Origin of the sequence: Kitasatospora acidiphila (assembly GCF_006636205.1) — a bacterium.
GTDB classification, from domain to species: Bacteria; Actinomycetota; Actinomycetes; order Streptomycetales; family Streptomycetaceae; genus Kitasatospora; species Kitasatospora acidiphila.
Map to the genome: position 1 here is coordinate 2,634,987 of NZ_VIGB01000003.1, position 17,128 is coordinate 2,652,114.

Here is a 17,128-nt window from a genome sequence, read left to right on the forward strand (position 1 = left end):
GCAGCCCTGTCGGGCGTCAGCCTCCGATGGCCGACATCGGCCGCTCGGGCTGGTGGAACTCTGGGTCGTCGATCCCGGCCCCGGCCTTCTTGCCCCACATCGCCGCCCGCCACAGCGCGGCCAGCTCGGCGTCGTCGGCGCCATCGCGCAGCGCCGTGCGCAGGTCGGTCTCGCCGGTCGCGAACAGGCAGTCGCGCACCTGGCCGTCGGCGGTCAGCCGGGTGCGATCGCAGGCCCGGCAGAACGGCCGGGTGACCGAGGCGATCACCCCGACGGTTCCCGGTCCGCCGTCCACCACCCAGCGTTCGGCCGGGGCGGCCCCGCGCGCGGCGGACTGCTCGGGGGTGAGGGTGAAGCGTTCGCCGAGCCGCTCCAGGATCTCGGCGGCGGTGACCATCCCGTCCCTGGTCCAGCCGTGCTGGGCGTCCAGCGGCATCTGCTCGATGAAGCGCAGCTGGTAGCCGTGGTCCAGGGTCCAGGCCAGCAGGTCGGCGGCCTCGTGGTCGTTGACCCCGCGCATCAGCACGGTGTTGATCTTCACGGGGGTGAGCCCGGCGGACTCGGCGGCGGCCAGGCCGTCCAGCACGTCCTGGTGGCGCTGCCGGCGGGTCAGGGTGTGGAAGGTCTCGGCGTCCAGGGTGTCCAGGGAGACGTTGACCCGGTCCAGGCCGGCCGCCTTCAGCGCCTCGGCGGTGCGGGCCAGGCCGACGCCGTTGGTGGTCAGCGACAGTTCGGGGCGCGGCTCCAACTCGGCGCAGGCGGCCACGATCGACACCAGTCCGGGGCGCAGCAGCGGCTCGCCGCCGGTGAACCGCACCTCGCGGATCCCCAGCTCGCGCACCGCCAGGCCGACCAGCCGGACGATCTCCTCGTCGGTCAGCAGGGTCGGCTTGGCCAGCCACTGCAGACCCTGCTCCGGCATGCAGTAGGTGCAGCGCAGATTGCACCGGTCGGTCAGTGAGACCCGCAGGTCCACGGCCTGGCGGCCGAACGTGTCGAGGAGCACGGTGCGCACCTTCCCCAGTCGCAAGTGGCGCCCGGCCCACCGTCGGGATGGACCGGGCGCCAGCTTAGACCAGGTGGATCTTCAGACCAGCTGGAGCTTTGGACCATGGCCACCTTTGGACCAGCATGATCTTTGGACCAGTGGCATCTTGAGACCTCGGCTCAGCGGGCCGCGATCAGTGCGCACCGATCCCCGTGAGGGAGCGGACTTCCAGTTCAGCGTACTTCCCCCGGTCGGCCGGACGGCGGGAGAGCACGGTGCCCAGCCAGCCGGCCAGGAAGCCCACCGGGATCGAGACCAGGCCGGGGTTCTCCAACGGGAACCACTGGAAGTCGCTGTGCGGGAAGAGTGAGGCGGGCCCGCCGGAGACCACCGGGGAGAACACCACCAGCACCACCGAGCTGACCAGCCCGGCGTAGATCGAGCTGACCGCCCCGGCGGTGGTGAACCGCTTCCAGTAGAGCGAGTAGAGCATGGTGGGCAGGTTGGCCGAGGCGGCGACCGCGAAGGCCAGCGCCACCAGGGCGGCGGTGTTCAGCTTGTCGGCGTAGATGCTCAAGCCGATGGCGATCGCGCCGATCACCACGGCGGCCAGCTTGGCCGAGCGCACCTCCTCGCGTTCGCCCACCTTGCCGCGGCGGATCACGTTGGCGTAGAGGTCATGGGCGAACGAGGCCGAGGAGGCCAGGGTGAGGCCGGCGACCACGGCCAGGATGGTGGCGAAGGCCACCGCCGAGACCACCGCCAGCAGGATCGCGCCGCCGGTGGTGCCGGCGCCGCCGCCGAGCGACTGGGCGAGCAGCGGGGCGGCGGTGTTGCCGGCCGCGTTGGAGGCCTTGATGGTCTTCGGGCCGACCAGGGCCGCCGCGCCGAAGCCGAGCGCCAGCGTCATCAGGTAGAACACGCCGATGATCCCGATCGCCCACAGCACCGACTTCCGGGCCGCCTTGGCGGTGGGCACGGTGTAGAAGCGGACCAGGATGTGCGGCAGGCCGGCGGTGCCGAACACCAGGGCCAGGCCGAGGCTGATGAAGTCCAGCTTGGTGGTGCCGCTCTCGCCGTACTTGAGCCCCGGCTGCAGGAAGGCGGAGCCCTTGCCGCTGGCGTGCGCGGCGGCGCCCAGCAGGGTGGACGGATTGAAGTGGTACTTGGCCAGCACCATCACGGTCATCAGCGCGGCGCCCAGGATGAGCAGCACCGCCTTGACGATCTGCACCCAGGTGGTGCCCTTCATCCCGCCGACCGTGACGTAGAGCACCATCAGCGCGCCGACCGCCACCACGGTCCAGGTCTTGGCGGCGCTGCCCTCGATGCCGAGTAGTAACGCGACCAGCGAACCGGCGCCGACCATCTGGGCCAGCAGGTAGAAGACCGAAACGACGATGGTGGAGATCCCGGCGGCGGTGCGGACCGGCCGCTGGCGCATCCGGAAGGCCAGCACGTCGGCCATGGTGTAGCGGCCGGAGTTGCGCAGCGGTTCGGCGATCAGCAGCAGGGCGACCAGCCAGGCCACCAGGAAGCCGATCGAGTAGAGGAAGCCGTCGTAGCCGGAGAGGGCGATGGCACCGGCGATCCCGAGGAAGGAGGCCGCGGACATGTAGTCGCCGGAGATCGCCAGGCCGTTCTGCAGACCGGAGAAGCCGCGGCCACCGGCGTAGAAGTCGGTGGCGGTCCTGGTCTGGCGGCCGGCCCAGACCGTGATGCCCAGGGTGACCAGGACGAAGAACGCGAACAGCGCCAGGGTCAGGTCGCGGTGGCCGGCGGCCGGGTTGGCCGCGAGGTCGGTCGCGGCCGGGTGGGTCGCGGCCAGGCGGGTTGCCGTGAGCTGAGTCCAGGTGGTCATTCGCCGGCCTCCTGCGGGGTCGCGTTGCGGGGTGCCTGCTCGGCTGCGGTGGGCGCGGCGTACCGGTGCCGCAGCTCCTCGGCGATCGGGTCCAGCCGGCGGTTCGCGAAGCGCGCGTACCAGGCGGCGATGGCGAAGGTGCTGACGAACTGCAGCAGGCCCATCAGCAGTGCCACGTTGATGCTGCCGAACAGCGTGGCGGCCATGAAGCCGTGCGCATAGCTGGAGAGCAGCACGTAGAGCAGGTACCAGAGCAGGAAGCCGACGGTCACCGGGAAGGCGAAACCGCGGGTGGTGCTGCGCAGGGTGCGTAGGGCGGGGTCCTGGGTGATCTGGTCCGCGAGGGCGGGGGCGGGGGCGGTTGCCGTGAGGTCGCCGCCGGCCTGGGGCTCGGGTTGAGCGGGATGGTCCACTCCATCTCTCCTGACGTCGTGATTCATCCAATCGGTTCTTCGGATCGATGTACCCAAACTCTGGCCGAAATACATCGTTTGGCGAATTTACGTACGCCAAAAGTCCACAGGGGCGGTGTCGACCCACGACACCGCCCCCGCTGGGGAGTTGAGCGCCCGTCAGGCGCTTCAGATTATCTGCTGGTCCGTTTAATAATGCCCATTAGTCGAGACCGGCAATCGAACCTGAATTCGATCCTCGAATGAGAATGCGAACGGAAGCGCGAATCAGAACGCGATCCGCACCTTGAGCGCCGAGCGGTCGTCCATCGCGCGGTAGCCGTCCGGCACGCCGTCCAGGTCCACCGTGCGGTCGAAGACCAGGCCGGGCTCGATCCGGCCATTCAGCACGTCGACGAGCAGCTCCGGGATGTAGGCGCGAGCCGGCGCGACGCCGCCGCCGAGCGCGACGTTCCGGCCGAACATCTGGCCGATGTCGACACCGGCGCTGCCGCCGTGCGGCACCCCGACGTAGCCGACCGCGCCGCCGTCCCGGGCGATCGAGATCGCGGTCCGCATCGACTCCTCGGTCCCGACCGCCTCCAGCACCGCGTGCGCGCCATGACCGCCGGTCAGCTCGCGCACCGCCTCGATGGCCGCCTCGCCGCGCTCGGCCACCACATCGGTGGCCCCGAACCGCCGGGCGATCGCGGTGCGCACCTCGTGCCGGCCCAGCGCGATGATCCGCTCGGCACCCAGCCGCTGCGCGGCCAGCACCCCGCACAGCCCCACCGCGCCGTCGCCGACCACGGCGACCGTGGCCCCCGGGCGCACCTTGGCCGCCACCGCCGCGTGGTGACCGGTGGCCATCACATCGGAGAGCGCCAGCAGGCTCGGCAGCAGCGCCTGGTCGGTGGCCGCCTCCTTGGGCAGCTGCACCAGGGTGCCGTCGGCGAACGGCACCCGGACCGCCTCGCCCTGCCCGCCGTCCGAACCCACGCTGCCCCAGAAGCCACCGTGCGGGCAGGAGGTCTGCAGGCCCTCGCGGCAGTAGTCGCAGACGCCGTCGGACCACACGAACGGAGCAACCACGAAGTCGCCCGGCTTGACGCCGTTCACCTCACTGCCGACCGCTTCGACGATGCCGAGGAACTCGTGTCCGATCCGCTGGCCGGCCTCACGGGCCGCGACCCCGCGATAGGCCCACAGGTCGCTGCCGCAGATACAGGCGTTGACCACCCGCACCACCGCGTCGGTGGGCTGCTGGACCACCGGGTCGGGGACCTCCTCGATCCGGATGTCGTTCGGGCCGTGGATCACGGTGGCGCGCATAAGTGCTGTTCCTCACATCGACAAAGAGATTGTGCCGCTTGTACGACTGATCCCATTGGTCACTTTATTCCCGAAGTCGGTAGCCCCCGCACTGCACCGAGCGCGCCAAAGCAACAGGGATTGGACATGAATTCACTCGATCGAGTGCAGGGAACGGGTCCTGCCGGATCGGATCCGCTCCACCGCGGCGCCACCCCCGGAGACGTCGACGACCAGCACCCCTGACGCATCCGCCTGCGCGGCTCCGATGTGACCGGTGGCCGTGCCGCCGCCCGGGCCGCCCGGCAACAGCACCGCGAGCGGCCCGTGATCGGCCCGTGAGCGCGAGGTTAAGCTGTTGCACCATGCATGCGCTCCAGCCGCCGGCCGGCCCGATCCCGTTCCAGCGCACCGGCCCGGCCGAGGCCACCGGTGCGGCGGTCGGCGCACCCTCGGAAGACCTTGCGGCTGCCGGCTACGTGGTGGTCGACGTCGAGACCACCGGCCTGGGCCGCACCGACCGGGTGATCTCGATCGGCCTCTACCGGCTGGACGCCGACGGCAACGAGATCGACCACTGGTACACCCTGGTCAACCCGCAGCGCGATCCAGGGCCGGTCTGGATCCACGGCCTGACCAGCGCGATGCTGGCCGACGCCCCGACCTTCCCGGAGATCGCCGAGGAGTTCGCGCAGCGGCTGCACGGCCGGGTGATGGTGGCGCACAACGCACTCTTCGACTGGAACATGATCTCGCGCGAGTTCGCCCGCGCCGGATCCCGCGCGCCGGTGGAGCAGCGGGTCTGCACCATGGTGCTCTCCCGCGACCTCGGCCTGCCGCTGCCCAACGGCCGACTCGCCACCCTCGCCGAGTACTTCGGCGTGCAGCAGCGCCACGCGCACAACGCGCTGGACGACGCCCGGGTGCTCGCCGAGGCGTTCCGCCCCAGCCTGCACCTGGCCCGCAGCGGCGGCGTGCCGCTCCCGCTGACCACCTGCGTGGCCGTCACCGACCTCGGCGAGGACACCGCCGCGGCGCCGCTCGCCCCGGCGCGCGGCTCCTGGTCCTCCTCCTACCGCCAGGTCCGCAAGCGGCCGCCGTGCCCGTACCCCAACCCGGGCCGCTGGCAGGAGGGCGGGCCGCTCGTCCAGGGCATGCGGGTGGCGATCACCGGCGACACCGCCACCGACCGCGAACTCCTTGAGGACCGGGCGATCGCCGCCGGGCTGCACATCGCCGCCTCGGTGAGCCGGCTCACCAGCCTGCTGGTCACCAACGAACCCGGCAGCTGGAGCGGCAAGGCCCGCAAGGCCCGCGAGGTCGGCACCCCGGTGATCGGCGAGGACGCCTTCCTCCAGCTCCTGTCCGACGTCGCACCCCACCCGGCCCGGGCCCCGGCCGCCGCTAGGCCCGGGCCGCACCCCACCCCCGTCGTCGGACGCAGCCACTCCGCCACCGTCCCCGTCGTCGGACGCAGCCCCTCCGCCACCTCCGCCGCCCCCTGCGGCAGGATGAGCACCATGGATCTCGGACTGCAGGACAAGGTGTACGTGCTCACCGGCGCCAGCCGCGGCCTCGGCTTCGCCGCCGCCCGCGAGCTGGTGGCCGACGGCGCCCGGGTGGTCCTGACGGGCCGTCACAAGGACCGCCTCGACGCCGCCGTCTCCGTGCTGGGCGGCCCCGACCACGCGCACGGCGTGGTGGCCGACAACGCCGACCCGGCCGCTGCCGGGCAGGTGATCGCCGCCGCCACCGACCGGTTCGGGCGCTTCGACGGCGTCCTGATCAGCGTCGGCGGCCCGACCGCCGGCCCCGTCCTCACGGCCGCCGACGACGACTGGCGCAGCGCCTTCGAGTCCGTCTTCCTCGGCGCCCTGCGCCTGGCCCGCACCGCCGCCGATTCCCTCACCGACGGCGGCGTGATCGGCTTCGTGCTCTCCAGCTCGGTGCGCCAGCCGATCCCGGGCCTGGGCATCTCCAACGGCCTGCGCCCGGGCCTGGCGATGGCCGCCAAGTCGCTCGCCAACGAGCTCGGCCCGCGCGGCATCCGGGTCCTCGGCCTGCTGCCCGCCCGCATCGACACCGACCGGGTGCGCGAACTCGACGCCCTCGCCCCGGACCCCGCCGCCGCCCGCGCCGCCGCCAGTGCCGCGATCCCGCTGGGCCGCTACGGCACCCCCGAGGAGTTCGGCAAGGTCGCCGCCTTCGCCCTCTCCCCGGCCGCCTCCTACCTCACCGGCGTGATGATCCCGGTCGACGGCGGCGCCCTGACGGCGCTGTAACCTGCCGCAACGGCGCCTCACTCAGCCCGGAGCGAGGAGCCACCGCAGCGCAGGGGGTACTTGATGGGCATGAACGACGCAGCCAGGGCCGAGTGGTGGGAGAGCCTGCCGGCCGGGATCCGCGACCAGGTCGACGGGTACGTCCTCCAGGACTCCGTCATGCGGGCGGTGCAACTGGTCTTCAAGGTCGGCCGCGCTTCCCACGGCATCGGCCTCAACACCGCCCAGGGAATCGTCGCCGACCGCTACGAGCACTACGGCGACCGCATCGCCCGCACCCCGGACAGCCCGCTCGACCTGGATTCCCTGGCTTACCGCGCCGCCGGCTTTCCCGGCCGCATCCTGGCGATCGAGGCGGTCTGGGACGGCGACACCGTCCACGACTGGTTCGTGGAGCTGCTGGCCGTCACCGACGAGCCCGCGAATGACCACCACCTCGCCACCGTCTACTTCTCCACGGCCAGGAACTACCTTGCCGCGCAGCACACTTCCGACCCCCGCCCGCTCCCCGCCATCGCCGCCGACCGGGCCGGCCGCGCCCTGGCCGCCCACCTCGCGGTCCCCTTCCACTTCGCCAGCCCGGACACCCCGGACGACGAAGCCCCCGCTGGCGGCCGTAGCCCTCCTACTTGTTCAGGTAGGCCAGTACCGCCCGCACCCGCCGGTTGCCGTCCTCGTCATCGGTGATGCCCAACTTGCCGAACAGCGAGGTGGTGTACTTGCCGATCGCGCTCTCGCTCAGGAAGAGCCGCCGCCCGATCGCCTGGTTGGACAGTCCCTCGGCCATCAGCCCCAGCACCGCGAACTCGCGGTCGGTGAGCCGCTTGAACGCCCGATCCGGGGAGCCGCTGGACAGCAGCTTCGCGATCACGGCCGGGTCCATGGCGGTTCCGCCCGCGGCAACGCGTTCCAGCGCCCCGACGAACTGGTCGGCGTCGAACACGCTCTCCTTGAGCAGGTAGCCGATCCCGCCGGAACCGTCGGCCAGCAACTCCCGTGCGTACAGCTGCTCGACATGCTGGGAGAGGATCAGCACCGGCAGCCCGGGCACCTCCGCCCGGGCGGTGAGGGCTGCGCGCAGGCCCTCGTCCGACTGGGTCGGCGGCATCCGCACGTCGATGACGGAGACGTCCGGGCGCCAGGTCCGCAGCGCGTCGAGCGTCTCGGGCCCGGTGGCGGCCGTCGCCACCACCTGGTGCCCGCAGGCCTCGATCAGGCGGACCATGCCGTCGCGGAGCAGGTAGAGGTCTTCGGCTACAAGGATTCGCATGGCACCGCCATCCTGGCACGGGTCGGGCCGCCCGGCGGGCTGGTGATCTCCAAGGTGCCGTCGAAGACCGCGAGTCGGCGGCGCAGGCCTTCGAGTCCGCCGCCGGCCCGTTCGCCGGCCCCGCCCCGGCCGTCGTCCTCGACCTCGGCGACGATGCCCAGGTCATCCCTCGTCAGGCAGACCCGCGCCCGCGAAGCCCCGGCGTGCCGGACGGCGTTGGTGAGCAGTTCGGCGAGGCCGAAGTAGACGGCGGACTCGATCGGCGGGTCCAGGCGCAGTGCGGTGTCGTCGGCGCTGACGGACACATCGAGCGGGATGTCCAGGGCGAGGGCCCGGACGGCGTCGGCGAGCCCTCGCTCGCTCAGTACGGGCGGGCTGATCCCCCTGATGAGTTCGCGCAGTTCGGCCAGCGAGGCGGTGGCGCCGGCCTGCGCGTCCCGCATCAGCGCCTTGGCCTGGTCGGGGTCGGTCTCCATCAGTCGCCGGGCGGTGGCCAGCGAGAGTCCCAGCGCGACCAACCGGGCCTGCGCACCGTCGTGCAAGTCCCGTTCGATGCGCCGGATTTCGGCAGCCTGCGCGACGGTGGTGTCCGCGCGCTGGGCGGTCAGCTCCGTCACCCGGTCCGCCAGCGCCATCGCGGGCGACGGGCGCAGGAAGCGGACGGCCACCGGCTCGATGGGTCGCCAGGCGTACGGGGCGGCGGCGACGGCCAGCACCGCGCCGAGCACCCCGACCAGGCGCGCGACGGACTCAGACCGCCCGAGCCCGAGCACCGCCGCAACCACGCCGGCCGGCGGGGCGCAGGCGACCAGGCCCGCGGTGAACGGGACGATCGCGATGAACCGCAGATCGCGCCAGTTGGCGGGATCGTGCCGGCGGGTCCGCCACTTCTGGTCCATCAGGGCGTCCCGGCGGGTGCGTTCATAGGAGAAGCCGTTCCACCAGAAGCCGGTGGACAGCCGCGTCAGCTGCCCGGGCTGCCGGTACCCGTCGGGGATGACGGTGGCGGTCCACCGCGCGACCAGGAGGCGGACGATCCGGCAGACCGGCCGGGACAGTGCCACCGTGCCCACGCACACCAGCACCACCGGCAGCAGCCACGACCACGGGTTCTCCGCACCCCACCAGATCCCCAGCGCGACGGCGGCGGCCCACACGGCGGGAACCAGCAGGCTCACCGCCACCACGACGCACGCCCGCCCGAACCCCACTGCGGCGCGCACCACCCACAAGCCGAGCTGTCCCACCCTGTCCCCCTCGCCATCCGTCCCGTCCGGTACTCCCACTCTGCACCGCCCGACACCCACCGCCACCATGATCAGCCCGGGAGTGGGGCTAGCCCCACCCACCCGTACGTCCAGGCCCATACCGGCCGGCTCGCCTGCTCCGTAGCGTCAATGACCATGGACACCAACGCGAACACCACCTCCGACTCCGCTCGCGGCTCCGCCCTCGCCTTCGGCTTCGGCAGGACGAAGAACAGCATCACCGTCTTCGGTGCACTCAGCGCCGCCGCCCTCGTCGCGGTCATCGCGCTGGCGAGCAGCGGCCATTCGGCGAACACCTTCATGTGGGTCCGGGCCGTGCTGCTGCCCGTGGTCGCCGTCCTGATCCACCGTCTGGCGGTCTCCGCCGCCCGGGGCTCCCGCCGCGCCTTCGACCGCCTGCGCGCCCTCGCCGTCATCATGCCGATCGCCATCGTCGGCGTCGACCTGATCCCCGGCGTCTGCCCGCCCTGGTACGCGGCGATGCAGGCAGTGTGCGTGCTGCCCGTCGTCCGGGTCGCCCTGCTGCTGCGCGCCGCCCGAGTTGCCCGGTGATCGTCAGGGCGTCAGGGCGTCAGGGCGTCAGGGCGTCAGGGCGTCAGGGCGTCAGGATGATCTTGCCGGTGACGGTCCCGGACTCCGCCAGCCGCAACGCCTCGCCCGCCTTGGCGAGCGGCAGCCGGGCGGCGACGGGGGCGGAGATGTCGCCACGGCGCAGGGCCGCGAAGACCTCGGCCAGGTCGGTGTGCAGCCGGGCGCGGAAGCGGTCCTGCTGGAGCTTCTTGCCGGCCCAGATGTTGAAGAAGTGGGCTCGGCGGCCGTTGGGCAGGGCGTTCCACAGCCAGGTGCGGGCGAGGATCTTCAGCACGGGCCACTGCTTGGAGCCGGTGTCGTCGCGGGTCGAGGCGCTGCCGTAGGCGACCAGGGTGCCGCCGGCGGCGAGCAGGTGCCAGGAGTCGATGACGCTGCGCCCGCCGACGTGGTCGAACACGGCGTCCACTCCGCCGGGGGCCAGCGCGCGGACCTGGGCCGGCACGTTCCCGGTGCGGTAGTCGATGGGGGTGACGTCCAGTGCCCGCAGCGCGTCGTGGTGCCGGGCGGAAGCCGTCCCGATCACCTTCACGCCTGCCGCGCGGGCGAGTTGGACCAGAACCAGGCCCACACCGCCGCCGGCGCCGTGCACCAGCACGGTCTGGCCGGCCCGTACCCGCGCTGTGCGGTGCAGCATCTGCCAGGCGGTGACGCCATTGAGCACCACGGTCTCGGCCTCGTCCGCGGTGAGGCCCTCGGGGACCTCGACCGCGTCCCGGGCGTCCACGAGCACGTGGCTGGCCCAGCCGCCGACCTTGGTCAGCGCGGCCACCCGCCGTCCGGTCAGGCCCGGATCGACTCCCGGGCCGGTCGACTGCACCCGGCCCACCAGGTCGTAGCCGGGCACGAACGGGAACGGGGGCTGGTCGTAGTACCGCCCGCGGCGCATCTGCTGCTCGGCGAACGAGACGCCGGTCGCCTCCATGGCGATCACGAGCTGGCCCGGGCCGGGCTGCGGCACGGAAGCGTGCCTGACCTGCAGGCCTTCCGGCTCCACGATGCCCGGCAGAAGCACCTCGACGAGGGTGTGGTCGGTCATGGCGACTCCTCTTTCCCTGGAAGACCTAGAGGGTCTTGCGTTCGTTAGAAGTTATAACACCTTTCGTCGGCGATGGGCAATCGCGCTGGTGATACCTTCTAACTGAACTGGTCGAGACGTCGGGAGAAGGTGGAGACGGTCGTGAACGAGTCGGAGGCGGCGACACCCAGGCAGCGCTACCGCGCCCAGGTGCGGGACGAAGTCAAGAAGCACGCCTGGGAGCAGATCGCCACCGCCGGAGCGTCTGCCCTGTCCCTGAACGCCATCGCCAAGCAGATGGGCATGAGCGGGCCCGCCCTGTACCGCTACTTCGCCAACCGCGACGAGCTGATCACCGAGCTCATCAGGGACGCCTACCAGAGCCTGGCCGACACCTTCCACGCCCGTGCCGCCACCGGCGCCGACCTCGCCGACCTGGCCCACGCCCTGCGCGCCTGGGCGCTGGCCGACCCCCAGCGCTACCTGCTGATCTACGGCACCCCCGTGCCCGGCTACCAGGCCCCCGAGGACACCGCCCGCACCGCCGACGAGGTCATGTCCGTCCTCCTCGACGCCTGCGCCGCCGACGGGCTCCCCGAGCTGCCGCAGTCGATGTTCCAGCCGCACCTGGCCGACCAGCCGGCCTGGGGCGGTCAAGGCTCCGCCGCATCATCGGCACGGCACCGCGCCCTCGTCTTCTGGACCCGCCTCCACGGCGTGCTCTCGCTCGAACTCGCCGGCCATTTCAGCGGCATGGGGTTCGACCCGGCCCAGCTCTACGCCGCCGAGGCAGCAGCCATCACGGGCCGCTGACCGCTGACCCTTCTGACACAACGGCAGAACGCCGGTCTCCAAGGCAAGCCTCGGAGACCGGCGTCGAGTTCGAGCCGCTCAGCGATCCGCTCGGTCAGCGGAAGGTACTCCCCGTGCCGAGCAGGCGGGCGGCGTTCCGCTCCCACGCACCGCGGAATGCTCCCGCGTGATGCGGGTGGCTGATCAGCCCTGCTGGGCGGTGTGCAGCTTGTCGAGCTGCTTCTTGACCAGCGCCTGGTCCGGCAGACCAGGGTCCGCGAGGGCCGAGTCGGCCATCATCGTGACCGTGTCACCGGTGCGGATGAAGACGTAGGCCTTGGTCTCCATCACCGAATGGTCACTGCCGTCCTGGTCGTACTCGGCCTGGAGGGCCACGGTGGCGTCGCCGAGGGCCTGGTAGGTGGCCTTGCTGAACTTGACCGCGGCCTTCGGCACGGGGGCGCCCGGGGTGGTGGTCTTGAAGCTCGCGCAGCCGGCGAGCGCGGACTCGGCGGCCGCCATGGCCTTCTCCGCCTGCCCGGGCGCGTACTGGGCGAGCTGGATCTCCTGGTACTCGCGGCCGTTGGTGGCGTAGTAGAAGCCCGTCGCGGCGCCGGTCGGCGCCGGCGAGGCGTTCGCGGCGTCGGTCAGGTCCACCAAGGGCTGGCAGGCGGGCTTGTCCGCGGTCGACTTGTGCTGCTTGCCGGCCGGGCCGAGGGTGGAGCGGTTCGCGTCCGCACCCATGTCCTGCACGGTGAGCAGCGCCTTGACGAGCTGGTCCTGGGTCAGCGCCTTGCCCGTCTTGCCCGCTCCGGACGCCCCGGACGCCCCCGACGTGGCGGGCGCGGCGCCCGTCGGGGCCTGTGACGCGGCACTGGTGGCGGCGGGCGTGGTCGAGCCGGACGCGGAGCCGGAAGAGCTGGTGTCATCGGGACCGCAGGCCGTCAGCGCCAGGGCGAGCGGAGCGACGGCGGCCATGGCAAAGGCAATGCGCAAAGAGTGCACGTAGGAATCCCCCGATTCAGAGCATAACTTGATTCGTTTCGCTGCTTAATGATCAAGCTACCGCATGATTCTCACACTCCGCACACGCCGCCTGCCCGCGTGGTGGCTTGGCCAGTCCGGCATGCTCGGCCTGGGGAGCATGCATCAGACGACGGCGAATCTGCTGCGTGAGCGCGAGTGCGTGCTCAACCTGCCGTCATCGTCGATGGTCGATGCCGTTGACCGGATCGCGCTCACTACGGGAACGCCCGTCCTTTCGGATTTCAAGCTGGAACGCGGCTACCGTTATGAGCCGGACAAGTTCTCGGTGGCGCAACTCACCGCGCAGGCATCGGAACTGGTCGCGCCGCCCCGGGTCGCGGAGTGCCCGATCCAGTTGGAGTGCAAGGTCGTCGCGGTGCACTCGCTCGCCGGCTCCTCCGATGTCACCGCATTCGAGGTCGAGGTGCTGCGCGCCCACGTCGAGGAGCAGCTGATCATCCCGGGGACGCACTACATCGACCCGCTCGGCTGGGACCCGCTGATCATGAAGTTCTGCGAGTACTTCGGCGGTGGGCACAACGTTCATCCGTCAAGCCTCGCCGAAGGCTGGAAGATGCCGCATCAGCTCGACCCAACCGCTGTGTGAGCTGGTATTCCTACCGCCGACGTGGCCCGGGCAGTTGTGCGGGCGCCGAGCCCGTGTCCGCCGTCAAAGCGTCAATAATGGCTCTGTAGAACGGAGTTGGACTGAAATTCGGACCAGGCGAGTGTTGACCGCACGTGGTCGCACACTTTAGATTCCAGGAGCCATCGTCATCTCGTCACGACCGGACCCGCTGCTTCCGCCCAACTAGCCTCACCTGGGCCCCGGTTGGTTCGTTGACTTCTTGACGTGGACTTTTCCGGGGGATCACCGACGCCCTTTGTGGCAGTCGGGCGAAGTATCAGGAGCAATCAGCCACATGCGCAGCTTCAGATTCGGCTTCACGCTGGCCAGCCACCGCACGCCCGCCGCACTGGCCGAGACCGTCCGCACCGCCGAGTCGTACGGTTACGACAGGGCGGTGACGGTCGACCACCTCGGCGCCAACCGCAGCTCGCCCTTCCTCAACCTGCTGGCCGCGGCCCATGCCGGCCAGCAGCTGCAGCTGGGCACCTACGTGCTCAACTGCGGTTTCTGGAACGCGTCGATCCTCGCCCGAGAGGTGGCCACGCTCTCCCGGCTGACCGAGCGCAGGATCGAACTCGGCATCGGCGCGGGCGTGGTGAAGGCCGAGTTCGACAACGCCGGCATCCCCTTCGCGCCCTTCCGGCAGCGAATGGACCGACTGGAGTCGACCCTGGACGAGTTGGACCGGCTCTTCGCCCTGGAGACCGACCTGACCCCGCCGTCGCTGCTGCTCGGCGGCACCAGCGACCGACTGCTGCGGATCGCCGCCGAACGGGCCGACACAGTCAGCTTCAGCGGCTGGGTGCAGGTCCCCGGCCAGCCGACCGGGACGCTCGGCGTCATCCCCGCCGAACACGCCGACGAGCGGGTGGGGTTCTTCCGCAAGATGGCCGGCGATCGGCTGCCGGCGATCGAGCATGACGTCTTCGTCCTGGACGTCCGGGTGACCGACGACCGTTGGGCCGAGGCCGAAGCGGTGGCCGCCGAAGAGCCGTTCCTGACGCCGGAGCAGGCGCTGGAGAGCCCGTTCATCCTGATCGGCACGGTGGAGGAGATCGCCGAGCAAGTCCTGCGCCACCGCGAGCGCTACGGCTTCACCTCGTTCACCGTGCAGCGCCCGGCGATGGAGGCGTTCGGCCCGGTGATCGAACTGGTCCGGAAAGCGGAACGCGCCGCCTCCTGCTGACCCCTCCCATCGCGCTCCAGGAGCGCGATGTACTCACGGCCGGTGCGGCAGGATCGTCACTCGACGGTCCTGCCGCACCGGCCGTTCGTGTTGCGCGCCCACAGCAACGCTTTCACGATGCCGAGGGATAGTACGGGGTGAAGTGTCCCCACTTGTACGAGGCGAGGAAGACCGTGAGCATCACCGACTGGATCGCTGAGACCACCCGTGACGCGAAGTCCCGGACGCTGTCGGGCGCCCCGGGGTACGCCGCAGTGGCGCGGCGTACGTATGCCGCGAGTCCCGCGGAGGTATGGGCGGCCGTCACCACCCCGGAAGGGATCGCGCAGTGGTTCCTCCCGGTCTCCGGGGACCTGCGGCAGGGCGGCACCTTCCAGCTGGAGGGCCACGCCGGCGGCGACATCCTGGAGTGCGCTCCGCTGCGCCGGCTGCACCTGACCTGGGTGTTCGGGGACGCGCCGGCCAACGAGGTCGTGGTGACCCTCTCCCCCGCCGGGGACGGGCAGACCACCTTGGAGCTGGAGCACGCGGCACCCGTGGAGGGCGACGAGGTCCCCGGGTTCGTCCTGGCGGTGGGCGCGGGGTGGGACCCCGCCCTGGTGGCGCTCGGACAGCTCCTGGCGGGTGACGCTCCCGACAAGCAGTGGTGGTTCGAGTCCGAAGAGGCCAGGCTGTTCACCCGGGAGTCGGTCCGCGCCTGGGCCGATGTGCTCAACCACCACCAGATCGCCAACCCGGCTGCGGTGGCCAAGGACGCCGACGAGACCCTCGCGTTCTACCTCGGCGAGTAATTACCGCAACCAAAACTGCTCAACCCTTGATAGCGGCCGGAAGTACGGCGAGCCCGCGCACCCGCAGGGTCAGTCGGTACTTCCGGCCGCCCTTTCTCGCGGCGGTCATTCGTAGCACCTTCGAGTTCGATCCCGCTGCGTTTGCTGGCCACTACCGCGCATTCCGTTGACGCCGACCCTGCACAGTCACAGGACTCAGGGCCCGGACCCGCCGTAGCCCGGCCGCGCCCGGCGTACTCACTCCCGCCACGGATCCTGCTCATACGGCGGATCACCGCCCTCCTGGGGCTGGCCACCTGCTCGGATCCGCCCGCCATATCTGGCGGGTCCGTGGCGTGGCGCGCTGACCAGCCGAAACGTCAACCTGATCCCAGGCGACGCCGCCAACAGCACTCCCTGGTGGGTGACGGAGTCACAGGCGCACCAGCAGCGCGGCGGCTCTGGTGGTCGCATCATCCGCCTCCCTCGCCGGCGCAAACCAGGCGGGCTTACACATCGCGAACCGAACGACTTTGACCATGGTGGCCACCAGCAAGCGTGGCCGCTGAACGAGACAGGGGTGGGAATTCATGAAGTCCATGCGCAGGGCGACCAAGATACTCATTGCGGGCGCGGCCGCGGTGGCAGCCGTTGTCGGTGTGTCCGGCAGCGCCTCGGCGACCGACATGACCGAGTTGCCGAGGGGTCAGTCCCTCTATCCCGGGGACTCGATCTGGAGCACGGACGTCGGCAGCGGGATTACCTTCCAGCTGATCCTGCAGACGGACGGCAACCTCGTCGAGTACAAGCACGTCGCCGGGGTCTCGGGCGCCGGAGTGTGCTGGGCAACGGGTACAAACGGGTCCGGTGCCACCAATGCGACGTACCAGACGGATGGCAACTTCGTCCTCTACAACGGCAACTGGGCGCTGTGGTCGTCGAACACCAAGGGGCAGCCGGGGAATACCGTCGACATCAGCTCGAACGGCGTCATGTGGGTCGGTCAAACAATGAAGCTCAGTGTGTGCTGACTGATCTCCTGGGCTGACCGGCGAGTCCCGCGAACAACTCGCCACTCAAAGCCATCGGGCCTCGGTGTGAAGTCTCACACCCGATGAGCCTTCAACTGCATGTACGCACGATCAATTCGATCCTGCTGACCACCGACAATCGTGGCAGCTGAACCAAGCAGGGGTGGGAGTCATGAAGTCCATGCGCAAGGCGACCAAGGTGCTCATCGCGGGCGCCGCGGCGGTGGCAGCCGTCGTCGGTCTCTCCGGAACCGCCTCGGCGAACACCACGAATGCCTTGTCCCGGGGCCAGAGCCTCTATCCCGGGGACTCGATCATCAACTACTACGACTCCAACATCAAGTTCGAGCTGACCCTGCAGACGGACGGCAACCTCGTCGAGTACCACGAGCAGCTCAACTTGAATACCGGCAACTGGGATCGTTACCCGTGCTGGGCAACGGGTACGAACGGGTCCGGTGCCACCAACGCGACGTATCAATCGGACGGCAACTTCGTCCTCTACAACGGCAACTCGGCGCTGTGGGCGTCGAACACCCAGTGGAAGGCGGGTTCGACCGTCGACATCAACACGTCTGGCGCCATATACGTCGGGGTCACGAAGGTCATCGACCAGTGCCAGCCCTGATTGACTAGATTGCGCGTCTCATCCGGGATCGCGATCGGATCGTGACCGGAAAAGCGAAAGTGCCTTCTGAGCTGCAGCTCAGAAGG

At 70.4% G+C, this 17,128-nt stretch carries 18 protein-coding genes and 1 pseudogene; 10 read left to right on the forward strand and 9 right to left on the reverse strand.

The features are described 5' to 3' along the window. Positions 1-16 precede the first annotated feature (16 nt). The 5 genes from moaA to E6W39_RS39310 all read right to left on the reverse strand — a co-directional run bounded on the left by moaA (position 17) and on the right by E6W39_RS39310 (position 4,867). Positions 17-1,006: a GTP 3',8-cyclase MoaA gene (moaA, locus tag E6W39_RS12570; protein WP_141633623.1), complete on the reverse strand. Its 990-nt coding sequence runs from the start codon at positions 1,004-1,006 to the stop codon at positions 17-19. Between the two features lie 175 nt (positions 1,007-1,181). Beyond that, the gene (locus E6W39_RS12575) at positions 1,182-2,849 is read right to left on the reverse strand and encodes a solute symporter family protein (RefSeq protein ID WP_141633624.1); all 1,668 of its coding nucleotides are present in this window, start codon (positions 2,847-2,849) and stop codon (positions 1,182-1,184) included. Further along, on the reverse strand, positions 2,846-3,262 hold the full coding sequence (locus E6W39_RS12580; protein WP_407658384.1) for a DUF485 domain-containing protein: 417 nt from the start codon (positions 3,260-3,262) through the stop codon (positions 2,846-2,848). Before E6W39_RS12580 ends, E6W39_RS12575 begins: the two co-directional genes overlap by 4 nt. 267 nt (positions 3,263-3,529) lie before the next feature. Further along, the gene (locus E6W39_RS12585; protein ID WP_141633626.1) at positions 3,530-4,573 is read right to left on the reverse strand and encodes a zinc-dependent alcohol dehydrogenase family protein; all 1,044 of its coding nucleotides are present in this window, start codon (positions 4,571-4,573) and stop codon (positions 3,530-3,532) included. A gap of 132 nt (positions 4,574-4,705) precedes the next feature. Continuing rightward, positions 4,706-4,867 carry a hypothetical protein gene (locus E6W39_RS39310; RefSeq protein WP_181799238.1) on the reverse strand — a complete coding sequence of 54 codons (162 nt, stop codon included), beginning with the start codon at positions 4,865-4,867 and terminating at the stop codon, positions 4,706-4,708. A gap of 50 nt (positions 4,868-4,917) precedes the next feature. Here E6W39_RS39310 and E6W39_RS41480 point away from each other — a divergent pair. The 3 genes and pseudogenes from E6W39_RS41480 to E6W39_RS12595 form a co-directional block, all read left to right on the forward strand. Continuing rightward, positions 4,918-5,931: pseudogene (locus E6W39_RS41480) on the forward strand (DEDDh family exonuclease); the annotation flags it as partial. 141 nt (positions 5,932-6,072) lie between these two features. Then, positions 6,073-6,834 carry an SDR family oxidoreductase gene (locus E6W39_RS41485; RefSeq protein ID WP_228718658.1) on the forward strand — a complete coding sequence of 254 codons (762 nt, stop codon included), beginning with the start codon at positions 6,073-6,075 and terminating at the stop codon, positions 6,832-6,834. A 69-nt stretch (positions 6,835-6,903) separates the two neighbouring features. Beyond that, positions 6,904-7,521 carry a hypothetical protein gene (locus E6W39_RS12595; protein ID WP_228718119.1) on the forward strand — a complete coding sequence of 206 codons (618 nt, stop codon included), beginning with the start codon at positions 6,904-6,906 and terminating at the stop codon, positions 7,519-7,521. Here the strand turns inward: E6W39_RS12595 and E6W39_RS12600 are convergent. Next, complete coding sequence (locus tag E6W39_RS12600; protein ID WP_141633628.1) at positions 7,460-8,104, reverse strand: response regulator transcription factor; 645 nt, start codon at positions 8,102-8,104, stop codon at positions 7,460-7,462. The genes E6W39_RS12595 and E6W39_RS12600 overlap by 62 nt on opposite strands. Continuing rightward, on the reverse strand, positions 8,089-9,351 hold the full coding sequence (locus E6W39_RS12605) for a sensor histidine kinase (RefSeq protein WP_228718120.1): 1,263 nt from the start codon (positions 9,349-9,351) through the stop codon (positions 8,089-8,091). The genes E6W39_RS12600 and E6W39_RS12605 overlap by 16 nt, the downstream gene beginning before the upstream one ends. Before the next feature lie 156 nt (positions 9,352-9,507). Between E6W39_RS12605 and E6W39_RS12610 the strand changes: the two genes are divergently transcribed. Further along, positions 9,508-9,924 carry a hypothetical protein gene (locus E6W39_RS12610; protein ID WP_141633629.1) on the forward strand — a complete coding sequence of 139 codons (417 nt, stop codon included), beginning with the start codon at positions 9,508-9,510 and terminating at the stop codon, positions 9,922-9,924. 43 nt (positions 9,925-9,967) lie between these two features. Here the strand turns inward: E6W39_RS12610 and E6W39_RS12615 are convergent, their stop codons facing one another. Then, positions 9,968-10,999 carry a medium chain dehydrogenase/reductase family protein gene (locus E6W39_RS12615; protein WP_141633630.1) on the reverse strand — a complete coding sequence of 344 codons (1,032 nt, stop codon included), beginning with the start codon at positions 10,997-10,999 and terminating at the stop codon, positions 9,968-9,970. A gap of 141 nt (positions 11,000-11,140) precedes the next feature. On the opposite strand from E6W39_RS12615, the gene E6W39_RS12620 reads away from it, so the two are divergent. After that, on the forward strand, positions 11,141-11,791 hold the full coding sequence (locus tag E6W39_RS12620) for a TetR/AcrR family transcriptional regulator (protein ID WP_141633631.1): 651 nt from the start codon (positions 11,141-11,143) through the stop codon (positions 11,789-11,791). A 183-nt stretch (positions 11,792-11,974) separates the two neighbouring features. Here E6W39_RS12620 and E6W39_RS12625 read toward each other — a convergent pair whose 3' ends face one another. Next, positions 11,975-12,748: a hypothetical protein gene (locus E6W39_RS12625; protein WP_141633632.1), complete on the reverse strand. Its 774-nt coding sequence runs from the start codon at positions 12,746-12,748 to the stop codon at positions 11,975-11,977. A gap of 91 nt (positions 12,749-12,839) precedes the next feature. Between E6W39_RS12625 and E6W39_RS12630 the strand changes: the two genes are divergently transcribed. The 5 genes from E6W39_RS12630 (at position 12,840) to E6W39_RS12650 (ending at position 17,042) form a co-directional block, all read left to right on the forward strand. Then, the gene (locus E6W39_RS12630; protein ID WP_141633633.1) at positions 12,840-13,403 is read left to right on the forward strand and encodes a flavin reductase family protein; all 564 of its coding nucleotides are present in this window, start codon (positions 12,840-12,842) and stop codon (positions 13,401-13,403) included. 316 nt (positions 13,404-13,719) lie between these two features. After that, on the forward strand, positions 13,720-14,613 hold the full coding sequence (locus E6W39_RS12635) for a TIGR03621 family F420-dependent LLM class oxidoreductase (protein ID WP_141633634.1): 894 nt from the start codon (positions 13,720-13,722) through the stop codon (positions 14,611-14,613). 173 nt (positions 14,614-14,786) lie between these two features. Further along, complete coding sequence (locus tag E6W39_RS12640) at positions 14,787-15,404, forward strand: SRPBCC family protein (RefSeq protein WP_181799239.1); 618 nt, start codon at positions 14,787-14,789, stop codon at positions 15,402-15,404. 569 nt (positions 15,405-15,973) lie between these two features. Beyond that, positions 15,974-16,414: a hypothetical protein gene (locus tag E6W39_RS12645; protein ID WP_181799240.1), complete on the forward strand. Its 441-nt coding sequence runs from the start codon at positions 15,974-15,976 to the stop codon at positions 16,412-16,414. A gap of 172 nt (positions 16,415-16,586) precedes the next feature. Then, on the forward strand, positions 16,587-17,042 hold the full coding sequence (locus E6W39_RS12650) for a hypothetical protein (RefSeq protein ID WP_141633636.1): 456 nt from the start codon (positions 16,587-16,589) through the stop codon (positions 17,040-17,042). The last annotated feature ends 86 nt before the right edge of the window (positions 17,043-17,128 follow it).